Origin of the sequence: Massilia aurea (assembly GCF_024753205.1) — a bacterium.
Classification (GTDB): Bacteria; Pseudomonadota; Gammaproteobacteria; order Burkholderiales; family Burkholderiaceae_D; genus Telluria; species Telluria aurea.
In genome coordinates, this window is record NZ_JANUGZ010000002.1 from 569,717 (window position 1) to 584,136 (window position 14,420).

Below are 14,420 nucleotides of genomic sequence, written 5' to 3' on the forward strand. Positions count from 1 at the left end.
CTTCCTGTGTGTGTGTGTGAACTCACAGTGGAGGTCTAACGTGCTGGGCTATGTTATTGGGAGTTTAATTATCTCTACAACAAACAAGGAACAGCATGCCAACATCAAAGCACCCCAGCTCATTCGATGGCGCCGGATCGGTCCTGAGCACGGTAGCCGGTCCATCCGATGCCAAGCCGCCACAGAGCCTTGGCGTCAGCAACCCGATCGCGGATCGTCTGCTCGATAAAATCCCTGCTGAGCAAGAGCTCGCAGCGGCACGTCCATTCAATGCCAACAAGGCCAGCGAGTATGGCGATGCGTCGCGTACGCCAGCAGTCGGTGAGACCTTCAAGCCGTCGACCCACGCCGCCACCGGCAGCACGACGACTGAAATCATCGCCAATGACAAAGTTGGCGACGGCAACCCGCCAAAAGGCGAAAACGCCACCGTCGATCCACTCGACCGCGTGCGCGTCGACCCGGCCGACCGTCACCTGACGACCAATCAGGGCGTCCCGGTCTCGGACAACCAGCATTCGCTGAAGGCCGGCCTGCGTGGTCCGACCCTGCTCGAAGACTTCGTCCTGCGCGAAAAGATCAGCCATTTCGACCATGAGCGCATCCCTGAGCGCGTTGTGCACGCACGCGGTTCGGCTGCCCACGGCTATTTCGAATCCTACGACAACTTCAGCGCGCTGACCCGCGCCATCCCGTTCGCCAAGAAAGGCAAGCGCACGCCAGTGTTCCTGCGCTTCTCGACCGTGGCCGGTGAGCGTGGTTCGACCGACACCGCACGCGACGTGCGCGGTTTCGCAGTCAAGTTCTATACCGAAGAAGGCAACTGGGATCTGGTGGGTAACAACATCCCGGTGTTCTTCATCCAGGACGCCATGAAGTTCCCTGACCTGGTGCACGCAGCCAAGCCGGAACCGCATCACGCGATGCCGCAGGCGGCTACTGCCCACGACACGTTCTGGGATTTCGCCTCGCTGTCGCCGGAAATCGCGCACATGCTGATGTGGACGATGTCGGACCGCGCCATTCCGCGCAGCTACCGCACGATGCAGGGCTTCGGCGTGCACACGTTCCGCCTGATCAATGCACAGGGCGAAGCGCGTTTCGTGAAATTCCACTGGACGCCAATGCAGGGTACGCACTCGCTGGTGTGGGATGAAGCTGTCCGTATCTCGGGCGCCGATTCCGACTTCCACCGCCGTGACCTGTGGGAAGCCATCGAAGCCGGTAACTTCCCTGAATGGGAACTGGGCCTGCAGATCTTCACCGAAGAACAGGCTGCCAGCTTCCCGTTCGACGTGCTCGATTCGACCAAGCTGATCCCGGAAGAACTGGTGCCACTGACCCCGGTCGGCAAGATGGTGCTGGACCGCAATCCGGATAACTTCTTTGCCGAGACCGAGCAAGTCGCGTTCTGCACATCGCACGTCGTGCCGGGTATCGATTTCTCGAACGATCCGCTGCTGCAAGGTCGTAACTTCTCGTACCAGGATACCCAGCTGACCCGTCTGGGCGGCCCGAACTTCCACGAGATCCCGATCAACTCGCCGATCGTCCAGATCCAGAACAACCAGCGCGACGGTTTCCATCGCCAGGCCATCAACCGTGGCCGCGTGAATTACGAACCGAATTCGCTGGGCGGCGGTGTGCCATACCAGGCTGGTCCTGCGGGCTTCACCAGCTTCCCTGAGACGATTGCAGCGGACAAAGTGCGCGGCAATCCGGAACTGTTTGCTGACCACTACTCGCAGGCGCGTCTGTTCTGGCAGAGCCAGACCACGGCCGAGAAGAACCACATCGTCAACGCATTCCGTTTCGAGCTGACCCGCGTGCAGACGCCGGCCGTGCGCGAGCGTGTGCTGGCGCTGCTGGCCAACGTCGATGACGTGCTGGTGTCCCGTGTGGCCGAAGGTCTGGGCATGGATGTGCCGGCACCGCTGCCACTGGCAACCAGTGCGCCGATTCCAACCTATCCGCCATCGCCAGCGCTGTCGCTGATGAGCCGTCCAGGCGTCACCGGTATCAAGGGCCGCCGCGTTGCCGTGCTGATCGCGTCGGGCGTCGACGACAAGGCAGTCAAGAGCCAGTATGGCAGCCTGCTCAAGGATGGCGCCGTGCCACGTATGGTCGGTAACATGCTGGGCAAGGTCAAGGCGCTTGACGGCGACCCGATCGACGTCGAGATCTCGGTCGAAGCCGGCCCATCGGTCATGTACGACGCAGTGATCGTGCCGGATGGCGACCAGGCCGTGGCCACGCTGGCCAAGAACGCACAGGTGCTGGAGTTCCTGCGCGAGCAGTATCGTCACGGCAAGCCGATCCTCGTGTTCGGCGCCGGTTCGGACCTGCTGACCAAGGCCATGATCCCGACCACGCTGCCAGACGGTTCGGATGACCCGGGCCTGATCATGGGTGATGCTGCCAATGCCGATGCGGCCCTGGCAGCGTTCAAGGCGGCCCTGGCCGGCTTCCGTGTGTTTGCGCGCGAAACCGATCCACCATCGGTGTAAGTCAACCCAGCCCGTCTGCCATCACGTTAGTGGCAGACGGGCCTGATGACACCGCAGCAAGATAAAAGACACCAACCGGTGTCTTTTTTTTATTGATTTTTTGTAACTGATCTATTTACTGAAACAAAATTTTGGCGTAACCTATTGGTTGTTATTTTGTTACCAACTGGTATGTACACGCTGTGAGCTGCCTTTGGATGACCCACCCAGCACGTATCCGAAAGGCGCTCGATGACCCTTGGCCATGCAACCGGTGACCGTATCGCATTTTTACGAATTGTCATGATTTTCGGTGTCATTATGTTGCATACGCCAGCATATGTGCCCATGTCGGCCATTGGCGATGGCTGGTTTGACCTGACAAAGGCCTTTTTCCAGCTTGCAGTATTTCGCGCCAGTGTGCCGGTCTTGACCGTGATCTCGGGTTATTTGCTCTTCAGGTCCTGCATCGATCAGGAACCGGTACGCTGCATGACCAAAAAGGCACGCACGATCCTGATTCCCTTCCTGTGCTTTAACCTGCCGCTGGCGCCTGTGGCCCTGGGTGCAGAGATGTTTGGCGGCATGCACTTGTCGGCCAATCTGTGGCCCTTCGATGCGACCGGCTGGTTGAATGCGGCGTTCGGTCTGACTGACTCGCCAATCAATTACCCGCTCAATTTTCTGCGTGATCTGATTGTATTGATCCTGCTGGCGCCCCTGTTTGGCTGGTTGCTGCGCAAGGCCGCCTGGCCTGGCCTGGTCCTTGTGTCGGTCATCTTCATGGGCGATTTCGACGGGCATCTGCTGCAGCGTAATCTGATGGCCCTGCAGTTCTATGTCGGCGGGATGGCGGCGGTGCGCGCGTGGGACTTGCGCTGCCTCGACCGCCATGCCGGCATCCTGTTCGCCGGCTTCGTGCTCGCCTGCCTCGCCGTCCTGCATTTCCGGATGGAAGACACGACCTACCTGCGCCTGGCTGCGCCGTTCCTGCTCTGGCCTGCAACCGCCTGGGCAGCCGGCACGCGCTTCGGCGCGTGGCTGGCAGGCATGAGCAAATACAGCTTCTTCCTGTTCCTGGGACATGCACCGATTCTCATGCTGACCTGGATCCTGTACGGCCGCTATGGCAGCGCCATTCCCTACCCGGTCTACTGGGTAATGGCGCCGCTGGTCGTAAGCGCGATACTGCTGGTGGTGTATCAACTGGCCATCGCCACGGTACCGCGTGTCTTTACCGCCATGATCGGCGCCAGCACGCGTCATGGCGCCGGCGCCAGGCCGGCAGCCGCGCGTGATCAGCAGCGCGCTGCGACACTGGCACACACGACCATCAAGATCTGATGCGTGGAATTGGGTGAGACTCCCGCGGTGCCACGATTGCTATCATCGTCCTGCGGCATTGACCGGGCGCAGCATTGCGCCCTCCCCCACCCTCACGAAAGCCTTCCATGTTCTGTTCTCATTGCGGCGCTCCGATGGCGCCGGATGCTGCTGCTTGCGCCGTCTGCGGCAACGCGGCAGCAGTCCTCGCAGCGCCCGCAGTCCGCCTCGACAAACCATCGCCTCGCGGCGCCAGCGGTGACATTCCCGATGGCGTGAAAGGGTGGAGCTGGGGCGCATTTTTCCTGAACTGGATCTGGGCCATCGGCAACCGTTCCTGGATTGGCCTGCTGGCGCTGGTGCCGTACGTGGGCTGGCTCATGGTGTTCTGGCTAGGGTTCAAGGGTCGTGAAATGGCCTGGAAAAACAAACAGTGGGACAGCCTGGAGCACTTCAACCGCGTCCAGCGGAAATGGTCGCAATGGGGTGTCGGCATCATGCTGATTGCCTTGATCGTCGGCATCCTCGGCGCCATCGCCGCCCCTGCGTATCAGGACTACACGACACGCGAGCAGGACGTGCAGCGCGCTGCCGACCAGGCTGTAGAGTCCGCGCCGCTCGCCGGTGGCGTTGTCGTCGACAGCAATGCCGACAACCTGCCTACGTCACTGCGCACCGTGGCCGGGCTGCTGGAACGCAAGACGGGCACCGATGGCAAGGGCGCGCTGCTGCTGGACGGCCAGGCGCTGTTTACGGGCGAAGATGCACGCTGGCAGTTCCCGCTGCGCAGCTTCAAGCTCTCCGGCGGCAAGGAAGCGATCCTGATCGCCAGCAGCGGCGGACGTGGCAACAGTTGCGAGACGCTGTTCTACTTTTTGCTCGCCGACGCATCCGGCGTCACGCCCACGCCGCTGTTCGGCACCTGCGCCGCGCAAGGCAGCATCGCGCAGCGTGGCGACATCGTCACCATCAAGCTACCGGACGTGAACCGCGCGTCGACGATCGTGCTCGAGAACGGCGTCGTGCGCGCCGATGGCCAGGTCGTGAGCCTGACCGGCATGAACGATCCGTCGCGCTAGCTGCGCCGTTTCTTCCAGTTGTAATCGGCGCCGGTGACGTCCACACCGGGATGGCCCACGACGTCCGGATGCTCCGAACACATGGTGATGAAGCGGATGCCTTCGCCTTCACGCTGGCGCTTGCGCAGCGCTTCCATGAACCCCATGGCCGGCACCATCTCGGCCGTGTCGAAGCCCTGCGCATGCGCGCTCGTGGCCGCGCCGTCCACCACCGTCCAGTAGACCATGTACATTGGATTTCCCCCTGCGTTGTGAAGAAAGACATTGTCGCCTGAATAGATCTGCTCTGCAGAAGTGCCCACGCTACCCAAAAAACCGCCGCCAGGAGGTAGGACTGGTCCGAAAACTGCCTGCTATGTTAACCACTTAACATAGTGACTGCCCGGTGACCGTTAGTCTGTTGTCATGTTCACTACGCAGGTAAGCCTTCATGACTCTTCGCACCGATTCCCAGCCCGACCTCGCCCTTTGGGGCGGGCTCGAATGCACGGTTAACCGCGTACGCGACGACTACTTCAGCCAGATGGACCGCAACGGCCACGCTGGCCGCCTGCAAGATATTGAACGCTTCGCATCGCTGGGCATCCAGGCGATCCGCTACCCGGTGCTGTGGGAGCGCACGGCGCCCGACGGCATCGACAAGGCCGACTGGTCATGGGCCGACGAACGGCTGCCGGCGCTGCGCGATCTCGGGGTCAACCCGATCGTCGGCCTGATCCACCACGGCAGCGGCCCCCGTCACACGAGCCTCGTCGATCCCTCCTTCCCCGACCAGCTGGCAGAATACGCCGGCGCCGTGGCCGCCCGTTATCCGTGGGTCGAGCACTACACGCCCGTCAACGAAATCTGCACCACCGCGCGCTTCTCGGGTCTGGCCGGTGTCTGGTACCCGCATGGCGGCGACGAAGCCACGTTCATCCGCGCGCTGCTGATCCAGTGCCGCGCGACGGTGCTGTCGATGCGCGCGATCCGCGCCGTCAATCCAAGTGCAAAACTGGTCCAGACCGACGATCTTTCCAAGACCTACGGCACGCCCGAGATGCAGGACATCGCGAACTACTTCAACGAGCGCCGCTGGCTGGCCTGGGACCTTCTGTGCGGCATGGTCGATACCGGCCACAAGCTGTGGGACTACCTGCTCGACTCGGGCGCCACGGCCGACGAGCTGCGCTGGTTCCGCGACAACCCGTGCCCGCCCGACGTGATCGGCGTGAATTATTACGTCACCAGCGAGCGCTGGCTCGACCATCGCCCCGAGCGCTATCCCGAGAGCCACCGCCACATGTACCGGGGCGTGGCGCACGCCGACATCGAGGCGCCGCGCGCGCTGGCCACGCCCACGCCCGGCATTGCCCCGCTGCTGATGGAAACATGGGAACGTTACGGCATACCGATCGCGATCACCGAAGCGCACATCGACGCCAACCGCGAAGACCAGCTGCGCTGGCTCGTCGAAATCTGGAACGCCGCCCTCAAGGCGCGCCAGCAGGGCGCCGACATCCGCGCGGTCACGGTCTGGGCGCTACTGGGCTCGTTCGACTGGAACAGCCTGGTGACCGCCTGCCACGGCTACTACGAGCCGGGCCCGTTCGACGTGCGCTCGCCCACGCCCCGCCCCACCGCGCTGGCAACCCTGATGCGCGAACTGGCCAGCAAGCGCGCGCTGTCCAATCCCGTGCTGCAGGGCGAAGGCTGGTGGCGCCGGCCGGGCCGCTTCTGGTGCAAACCGGTGGCTACCCGCACGGCAGTGGCCGATATCGCCGTGCGCAGCCAGTTCAAGTCAGCGCCCGTGCAGCCGATCCTGATCACGGGCGCGAGCGGCACGCTGGGCGCGGCCTTCAAGCGCATCTGCGAAGCGCGCAACCTGGCCTGCCACGCACTCACGCGGCAAGAGATGGATATTACCGACCCGGCCTCGGTCGACGCGGCAATCGTGCGTTTCAAGCCGTGGGCGATCATCAATGCGGGCGGCTTCGTCCGCGTTGACGACGCCGAAACCGACAGCGAGCGCTGCATGCGCGAAAACACGCTGGGCCCGACCGTGCTGGCGCTGGCCTCTATGCGCCATGCGCTGCGCTTCATGACGTTCTCGAGCGACCTGGTGTTCGATGGCGCCAAGGGCGCGCCGTATGTCGAATCCGATGCGACCAATCCGCTGGGCGTATACGGCCGCAGCAAACTCGACGCCGAAACCCGCGTGCTCGATGCCGATCCGCAGGCCCTCGTGATCCGCACCAGCGCATTCTTCGGGCCATGGGACCGGCACAACTTCGTGACCCAGGCGCTGGGCGCGCTGGCCAATGGCGAACCGTTCCAGGCGGCGGGCGACATGATCGTCTCGCCAACCTATGTGCCGGATCTGGTGAAGGTGGCGCTCGACCTGATGATCGACCGTGAGCGCGGCATCTGGCACCTGACCAACGGCGACGCGGTGAGCTGGGCCGAACTGGCGCGGCGCGCGTGCGCGGCAGCGGGCATGTCAGCCGATGGCTTGCAGGAGGTCGCGACCGATGCGGTGGATTATCCGGCGCAGCGGCCGGCATTCAGTGCGCTGGGCAGCGAACGCGCCCTGCTGCTGCCGTCGCTGGACGATGCATTGCAGCGCTATGCGCATGCGGTGCAGGAAGCTGCCGGCGGCGCCGGCATTCGGCAGGCCGGAGAAGCGGCGCATTACGCGCGTTGAGGCTGTCGGCTTGATGCCGCTGCCAACCATCACCGCGTGGACGGCGTAGGGTGGACGGGTCTCCCGTCCACGCGGCGATCGTTACCGGTGCCGCTTTCGTGCCGGATGATCTGGCTGCCAACCATCACCGCGTGGACGGCGTAGCCGTCCACCCTACGGGGAACTCGCCGCACGGACGGCGCAGCAGGCTAGACTGCCTGTTTCTTCTCGGCCGTGAACTGCAGATAGTACAAATTCGCGTACATGCCCTTCATGGCCAGCAGTTCGTCGTGCGTGCCCTGCTCCACGATGCGCCCTGCTTCCATCACCACGATGCGGTCGGCCCGCTCGATCGTCGATAGGCGGTGTGCGATCACGATCGTAGTGCGCCCGGCCATCAGCGTGTCGAGCGCCGACTGCACCGCGCGTTCACTCTCGTTGTCGAGCGCCGATGTCGCTTCATCCAGGATCAGGAGCGGCGCATCCTTGTAGATCGCGCGCGCGATCGCCACGCGCTGGCGCTGGCCGCCCGACAGGCGCGAGCCGTTTTCGCCGATGCGCGTGTCGATGCCATCCGGCAGGCGCGCCACGACGTCCGTCAGGTGCGCCGCGCGGATCGCGCCGGCCAGGCGTTCTTGGTCGATGTGCTCGGCCCCGTAGGCGATGTTGGCCCCCAGCGTGTCGTCGAACAGCACGACATTCTGGCTCACCATCGCCAGCTGGCTGCGCAGCGATGCGAGCTTGATGTCGGTGTATGGCACACCGTCGAGCAGCACGCGCCCTGCTTGCGGATCATAAAAACGTGTGACCAGGTTCACGAAGGTCGACTTGCCGCCACCCGAGACCCCCACCAGCGCCACGGTTTGCCCCGGCAACACCTCGAGCGAGACATCGTCGAGCGCCGGACCAGCCGCATTCGGGTACTGGAACGTGACCCGTTCGAACACCAGGTGGCCGTTGGCGCGGCCCAGTTCACGGCTGCCGGTATCGAGTTCGGGCTCGGCGTCGATGATGCCGAATACCGTCTCGGCGGCCGACATCCCGCGCTGCATCGGGCCGTTCACTTCAGCCAGGGACTTGAGCGGCGTGAGCAGCATCAGCATCATGGTGACGAACTGCGTGAATTCGCCGACCGTCATGTCGGCCTGCATCGCCAGCACGACCACCAGCGACAGCGCCAGCGAGGTCGCGATCTGCGTGATGGGCGTGGTGGCGGCAAACGCCACCGTCATGCGCTGCGAAAAGCCGCGCAGCGCGACGCTGCGCTGATGGAAGCGGCGGCGCTCGTAGGCTTCGCCGGCAAACACGCGGATCACCTGATGGCCGCGCGCAGCCTCTTCAACCACGCCGGTCATCTCGGCAGTCACGCGCTGGCTTTCGCGATTCAGGTTGCGCAGGCGCTTGGTGGTCGTGCGCACGATGACGGCGGTCAGCGGGATCACGACGATGGCGATCAGCGTGAGCTTCCAGTTCAGGTACAGCAGGCTGCCGAGCAAACCGATCACGACCAGCACGTCGCGCACGCAGGCGACGAACACCGACTGGATCATGTCGACGACCTGGCGCACGTCGTTGACGACCGTGTTGATGATCTTGCCGGTGCTCTCATCCTGATAGCGTGCGACCGGCAGGCGCAGCACGCGCTCGAAGGCCATCGCGCGCATGTCGTTGAGCACGCGCGAGAGCACCCAGTTGTTGAAGTAGGCGGTACCAAAGGTGCCGATCCCGCGCAGCACGAAGATCGATACCAGCACGGCAGGAATCAGCCACAGGCTGAACGAGACGCGCTCTTCGAAGCCGCGGTCGAACAGCAGCTGCATTGCCTTGGCCAGCAGGGGCTGCGTCGCGGCGGTGATCGCCATCGACAGCAGCGCCAGCGCCGCGCGCGATTTATAGGGTTTGACGAGCGCCAGCAGGCGTTTGACGATGACGTTGGTTTCCACGTTGTGGCCTGATTGTCTTTAGGTTCGTACCCAGGCGCGCAGGCGTGCGGCCACGTCTGACGGCGCGATCGACGCCATGCAGATGCAGGTCGCCGTGTCCTTGCAGCCGGCACAGGGGCGGTCGGCGCACAGCACTTCAGCGCGCGTTCCGAGCGGGCCCCAGCGGCCAGGGTCGAGCGGTTTGATCGGCGGGAACAAGCCGAGCGTACGACTGCCCACCGCCGCCGACAGGTGCAGCGGCCCGGTGCTGCTGGCCACCAGGCCATCGCAGCGGCCGATCAGTGCCAGCAGGCTATCCAGGTCAAGCCGGCCGCAGACGTTCCCCACGTTTGGCAGGGCCAGCAAGTCCGGCGCCTGCTGCGCGATCAGGGCGCCCTCTGCTGCGCTGCCGGTGACGAACAGGTGGATCTCCGGGTCCGCCGATAATTCGCGCGCCAGCGCCGTGAAGTGACCAAGCGGCCATTCACGCCCACTGCCGTTCGACTTGGGATGCAGGATGATGTGGCGCCGCCCGCTCTGCAACAGCGCGTCGACGGCAGGCCGTTGCGGTGCGTCGAGACCGTACAGCGCCGGGATCTCGTCAAGGGCCGGCACATGGTCGATTCCGAGAGGACGCAGCAGCAAAAAGTTCAGCTGCGCCTCGTGCAGATTCGACTTGACCCGGCTGAAATGGGCCAACCGGTTGCAGGTGAACCAGTGGTACAGGCGGTGGCTGGTGCCGACCCGCTGCGGCACCCGCGCGCGCCGGGCCGCCGTTGCCAGACGTCGATCGGGGAAGGCGAAGAGTACCGCGTCGTAGCCGCCCTGTTTGAAGAACGCCTCAGGCTCGCCCGCTTCTTCGATGGTGATCACGCGGTCGAGAAAGCGCGAGTGACGCATCGCCGGCGCCACGTAGGCGCGGCACAGCAGGTCAATGCGCGCCTGCGGGAAGCGCGTTTTGAGATAGCCGGCCAGTGGCAGGGTCAGGACGACGTCACCGATGTTGTCGGTGCGACAGATCAGGATGCGGTCAAGTGGTGGACGCATGGCGATCATGTGAAGAAATGCGGGTTACCGGCGCTGGCGCCGGCCTGGCGGCGAGGCAGAAGCCGACCAGTACACCGACCATGGTGGCGTAAAACACTTTGGTCAGCATCAGCCAGAACATGACGTCGGTCAGCCCGAACACGATGAAGCAGATCACCAGCAGGGTGCCGGCCAGTGCCGGGGCGGCGGCCGCCGGCGGACCATTGCGCAGGGTACGCATGAAAAACGTGAACGGGGCAGCGTAGATCAGGAGCAGGAAGCTCAGGTCGAGCAAACCGCCAGTGACCAGTGTATTGAGCACGTCGTTGTGCGGAGTGCTGTAAGTAAGGGCGAGCGACTTCTGCAACCGTCCTTCGCGCTCGAGCGCCTGCAGCTCGCCGTGGAAGGCATCGCGGCCAACGCCGACCAGCGGATGCTCGGCGATCAACATTGCCGATGCCTTCCACAACTCGAGGCGGATACCGACGTTTGTGCTGGCGTCGTTCAGGGTGTTGTAGCGCTCGATGTCGGACACGGCGTCGTTCATCCTGCCCGCCACGCCTGTCTGCGGTGTCATGTAGGCCCCAACGCAGGCTACCAGGATCAGGCCAACGGTATAGCGGATGGTCTTGCCATGCAGGTGGCTGCCGTATTTGAGCATCGGCCACAGCACCACCAGCAGTCCGAGCCAGGCGCCGCGCGAACCGGAAAACAATGCCGCCAGCGCGCCGCACAGCAGCCCCACCACGGGCAGCCAGGCTACACGCGTGTTGCGCAAGTCGTTGAGCGCGCAAAACGACATCACGCCCATGGCCACCGCAATGTCACCAAAGCTGATCGCATGGTGAGTGGCGCCGACCGCGCGCGCTTCGCCAAGCGCGAACCACTGGTAGCCGCCAATCAGCGCGGCCCCGATGCTACCGATGCCCATGCCGATCCAGAACATGCGGATATTCGGACGCAGGATGCCGACGAAGCCGATGCAGCCCAGGGCCAGCAGCAGCCGCGAGGGACCGTCGAGCGTGCCGACGGAATCGCTGAACCAGATCATGCGCAGCAGGGTCACCAGGAAATAACCGCCAAAGGCCAGTGCGATCCATCGGATCTCGCGCGCATGGGCAGCGTAGAACCTTGCCAGGCCGCGCCGCGCCAGGAAGGCGAGCGACAGCACCACGATCAACAGGGTCAGGTGTACGCCAAAGCTGGTGGTCAGAACCGATGCGGGGAACAGCAACATGAGCCAGCTCGCCGCATTGCGGGCGCGACCGCCAGCTGGTTCGGGTGTGTTGTTTTTTTCTGTCATCATTGAACAAGCACGCGAACCGCGTGTGAAAGAGTGCGCATTATAGACGAAAGCATCCGCAGGCCCGACGAAGCCCTGGCGGTGCAATGCCCATCCCTGCCCTGCGCTCACTGCGGGTTCAATACTGACTGCCACTTCCTTCGCGCCCAGCGACGGCGCCAGCACCACGCAGGCGCGCATCGGCCTGCGTGAACATGCTGCCGTCGGCTGATTGGGCCGGCCTTACACGCCCGCCGCCGGCAGCGTCTGCGCAAACTGCGATACGCCGTCAAGATTGAACAGCTCGACCTTCATCGCCTTGCTGCGCGGATCGATATTGACTTCACCAAAAAACTGGTAGCCGGCAAACGGCGAGGAGTTCTGAATCAGCGGGCTTTTCGAAAAGACCGCGGTGGGGCCGAAGGTTTTGTCGAGCACGCCCGGACCGAACGCGCCCGCATTCATCGGGCCGGCAACGAATTCCCAGAACGGCGAAAAGTTCGTGAACCGTGCCTGTGCGGGATCGTAATAGTGCGCGGCGCAGTAATGCACATCGGTGGTGATCCAGACCACGTTCGGGATGGCCTTGATACTGCTGAGCAGGCGGGCCATTTCGAGTTCGCGCCCCAGCGGCACGCCGTCGTTGCCGTTGGCGATCGCTTCCCATACGTCTTCCCCGCGGGCGTTCTTGCCGTCGCCAACGTTCAGGCCGATGGGCATGTCGGCGGAGATGACTTTCCACGTTGCGGTCGAGGCTTTCAAGCCGGCGATAAGCCATTCCACCTGCGCACTGCCCAGAAACGCCGAACTGGCGTCTTCCCCGGTCTGCAGATTCGCGCTGTTCGGACCACGGTAGCTGCGCATGTCCAGGACGAACACGTCGAGCAGCGGGCCGTGCGAGATCGTGCGATAAATGCGCTGCGGTTCGCTCTGCTTGTAGTAGCGCATGGGCGCATATTCGAGGAACGCGCGCCGGCCGCGCGTCGTGAGCGTGGCAATGCTTTTTTCGGTATAGCGGGCGTCGCCCGATAAATCCTTGGCGGCGCTGTAGTTGTTCGTGACTTCGTGATCGTCCCATTGCCAGATCTGCGGCACCTGGGCAGCGAACTTGCGAAAGTTCGCATCCAGCATATTGTAGGCGTGACGGCCACGGTATTCCTTGAGTGTTTCAGCGACCTTGCTGACTTCTTCGGTGACGACATTGCGCCAGACCTGGCCGTTTTCCGCCGTCACCTGGGCCAGGATCGGCCCATCGGCATAAATCGTGTCGCCGTTGTGGATGAAAAAGTCCGGGTCGCGCAAGCGCATCGCTTCATAGATTTTCATGCCGCCAAAGTCGGTATTGATGCCCCAGCCCTGACCGCACTGGTCGCCGCTCCAGTGAAACCGCACGGCACGGGCGCCATCGGCCGCCGGTGTGGTCCTGAACTGGCCCGAGATGGTTTCGCTCTCGATCTTCGAATTATTGGGATCGACATAGCGCACGCGCACAAACACCGTCTGACCGACCGGCAAGCCGCCCAGGTCGACACGGGTCGTGAAATCGGTCGCGTCGGTGGCCGTGGGGCCGACAATGCGGCTGACATTGTTGAAGCGCTCGCTGGTATCGTATTCGACGATCATCTGTGCAGTGCGGTCGCTGCGGCTCCAGATGATCGCCCGTTGATCGGTGATGTCACCGAACTGTATCCCCGACGGCATCTTCGGCCGTTCGTTGTCACTGACGCCGATTGCCGCATGGCTGCTGCCGCCGCAGCCCCCGAGCAGCAAGGTGCCGCCCAATGCCGAACTGCCTACCAATGCCCCGCCCTGGGCCAGGAAAGTGCGACGCGAATGCGATGAAGTCATGCCAGCTCCGTTCATGTAAGAGCCGACAAGCTTATTTTTTCAATATGACGTGGGCATGAAATCGTCAACCGGATCGCGTCAGTCCCTGTTATCGAGTGTCGGGATGCCGCTCTGACGGTCTGCATACGCCGCCTGGAAGCCGGGACGCTGTTGCCAGCGCTGCCAGTAGGCATCCAGGAATTCAAAGCGCTCGTCGAGCGGCGTCGCATTCACGGGGTACTTCGAAAACGCGATTGCAGTTGCCAGCGTGATGTCAGCGAACGTGGGCTCATCACCGCCCAGCAACCAGTGGCGGCCGTCCGCCAGATGCTTGTCGACCAGCGCCGCATGCGCCAGCGCTTCCTTGCGGCAGTGCTCACCCCAGGCCGCGTTGTTCGTCAGTTCGAGCTTGAAGCCAAGGCCGGTGTGCAGGACATGGAACGCGGTGGTGATGCGGTACAGGATGTGGACCCAGATGCGGTCGTCCCACATGGTATCCAGTCCCTGTTCCAGCGGCGTATCGCCCGTGATTTTGCGACCCGGATACGTCTGGTCCAGGTAGCGCACCACGGCAGCGGTCTCGGAAATGAAGCTGCCGTCAGCCAGCTGGAGCGTCGGCGTTTCGCCCCACGGGTTGGTTTTCAGGTGACGCCAACCGCGCTGTTCACCCGCCGACGTCATGTCATAGATGATTTCTTCGAACTGGTCTGCAATACCTTTCTCGTGCATGAACAAACGCAGCCGTTGTGGATTGGGGAAGGCGGATGGAGAAGTGAATACCTTTAACTTGCTCGTCATTGATTCGTTCCTTGA

At 63.3% G+C, this 14,420-nt stretch carries 10 protein-coding genes; 4 read left to right on the forward strand and 6 right to left on the reverse strand.

The genetic code is table 11. The features are described from left to right. The first annotated feature begins 95 nt into the window (after positions 1–95). The 3 genes from NX775_RS08145 (at position 96) to NX775_RS08155 (ending at position 4,888) form a co-directional block, all read left to right on the forward strand. The gene (locus NX775_RS08145; RefSeq protein ID WP_258835540.1) at positions 96–2,507 is read left to right on the forward strand and encodes a catalase; all 2,412 of its coding nucleotides are present in this window, start codon (positions 96–98) and stop codon (positions 2,505–2,507) included. Between the two features lie 231 nt (positions 2,508–2,738). Continuing rightward, positions 2,739–3,830 carry an acyltransferase family protein gene (locus tag NX775_RS08150; RefSeq protein WP_258835541.1) on the forward strand — a complete coding sequence of 364 codons (1,092 nt, stop codon included), beginning with the start codon at positions 2,739–2,741 and terminating at the stop codon, positions 3,828–3,830. Between the two features lie 107 nt (positions 3,831–3,937). Further along, positions 3,938–4,888, forward strand: a complete 951-nt coding sequence (locus tag NX775_RS08155; protein ID WP_258835542.1) for a hypothetical protein — start codon at positions 3,938–3,940, stop codon at positions 4,886–4,888. On the opposite strand, the gene NX775_RS08160 is transcribed toward NX775_RS08155, so the two are convergent. Continuing rightward, positions 4,885–5,121: a hypothetical protein gene (locus tag NX775_RS08160; RefSeq protein WP_258835543.1), complete on the reverse strand. Its 237-nt coding sequence runs from the start codon at positions 5,119–5,121 to the stop codon at positions 4,885–4,887. The genes NX775_RS08155 and NX775_RS08160 overlap by 4 nt on opposite strands. 197 nt (positions 5,122–5,318) lie before the next feature. Between NX775_RS08160 and NX775_RS08165 the strand changes: the two genes are divergently transcribed. Next, positions 5,319–7,571 carry a family 1 glycosylhydrolase gene (locus NX775_RS08165; RefSeq protein WP_258835544.1) on the forward strand — a complete coding sequence of 751 codons (2,253 nt, stop codon included), beginning with the start codon at positions 5,319–5,321 and terminating at the stop codon, positions 7,569–7,571. A gap of 188 nt (positions 7,572–7,759) precedes the next feature. On the opposite strand, the gene msbA is transcribed toward NX775_RS08165, so the two are convergent. From msbA to NX775_RS08190, 5 genes are all read right to left on the reverse strand, one after another. After that, positions 7,760–9,493: a lipid A export permease/ATP-binding protein MsbA gene (msbA, locus tag NX775_RS08170; protein WP_258835545.1), complete on the reverse strand. Its 1,734-nt coding sequence runs from the start codon at positions 9,491–9,493 to the stop codon at positions 7,760–7,762. Between the two features lie 18 nt (positions 9,494–9,511). Beyond that, positions 9,512–10,519 carry a glycosyltransferase family 9 protein gene (locus NX775_RS08175; RefSeq protein ID WP_258835546.1) on the reverse strand — a complete coding sequence of 336 codons (1,008 nt, stop codon included), beginning with the start codon at positions 10,517–10,519 and terminating at the stop codon, positions 9,512–9,514. Next, entirely contained in the window at positions 10,503–11,735 is a 1,233-nt protein-coding gene (locus NX775_RS08180) for an O-antigen ligase family protein (RefSeq protein ID WP_258835547.1), read from the reverse strand. Before NX775_RS08180 ends, NX775_RS08175 begins: the two co-directional genes overlap by 17 nt. Positions 11,736–12,023: 288 nt before the next feature. Further along, entirely contained in the window at positions 12,024–13,628 is a 1,605-nt protein-coding gene (locus tag NX775_RS08185; protein WP_258835548.1) for an alkaline phosphatase D family protein, read from the reverse strand. Between the two features lie 78 nt (positions 13,629–13,706). Beyond that, positions 13,707–14,405 (reverse strand): glutathione S-transferase family protein, encoded by a 699-nt coding sequence (locus NX775_RS08190; RefSeq protein ID WP_258835549.1) that lies wholly within the window; start codon positions 14,403–14,405, stop codon positions 13,707–13,709. Positions 14,406–14,420 lie beyond the last annotated feature (15 nt).

Coding starts and splice junctions, on each gene's coding strand:
- NX775_RS08145 (WP_258835540.1), top strand. CDS start 96: ATGCCAACATCAAAGCACCCCAGCTCATTCGATGGCGCCGGATCGGTC.
- NX775_RS08190 (WP_258835549.1), bottom strand. CDS start 14,405: ATGACGAGCAAGTTAAAGGTATTCACTTCTCCATCCGCCTTCCCCAAT.
- NX775_RS08150 (WP_258835541.1), top strand. CDS start 2,739: ATGACCCTTGGCCATGCAACCGGTGACCGTATCGCATTTTTACGAATT.
- NX775_RS08160 (WP_258835543.1), bottom strand. CDS start 5,121: ATGTACATGGTCTACTGGACGGTGGTGGACGGCGCGGCCACGAGCGCG.
- NX775_RS08180 (WP_258835547.1), bottom strand. CDS start 11,735: ATGTTGCTGTTCCCCGCATCGGTTCTGACCACCAGCTTTGGCGTACAC.
- NX775_RS08155 (WP_258835542.1), top strand. CDS start 3,938: ATGTTCTGTTCTCATTGCGGCGCTCCGATGGCGCCGGATGCTGCTGCT.
- NX775_RS08185 (WP_258835548.1), bottom strand. CDS start 13,628: ATGACTTCATCGCATTCGCGTCGCACTTTCCTGGCCCAGGGCGGGGCA.
- NX775_RS08165 (WP_258835544.1), top strand. CDS start 5,319: ATGACTCTTCGCACCGATTCCCAGCCCGACCTCGCCCTTTGGGGCGGG.
- NX775_RS08175 (WP_258835546.1), bottom strand. CDS start 10,519: ATGCGTCCACCACTTGACCGCATCCTGATCTGTCGCACCGACAACATC.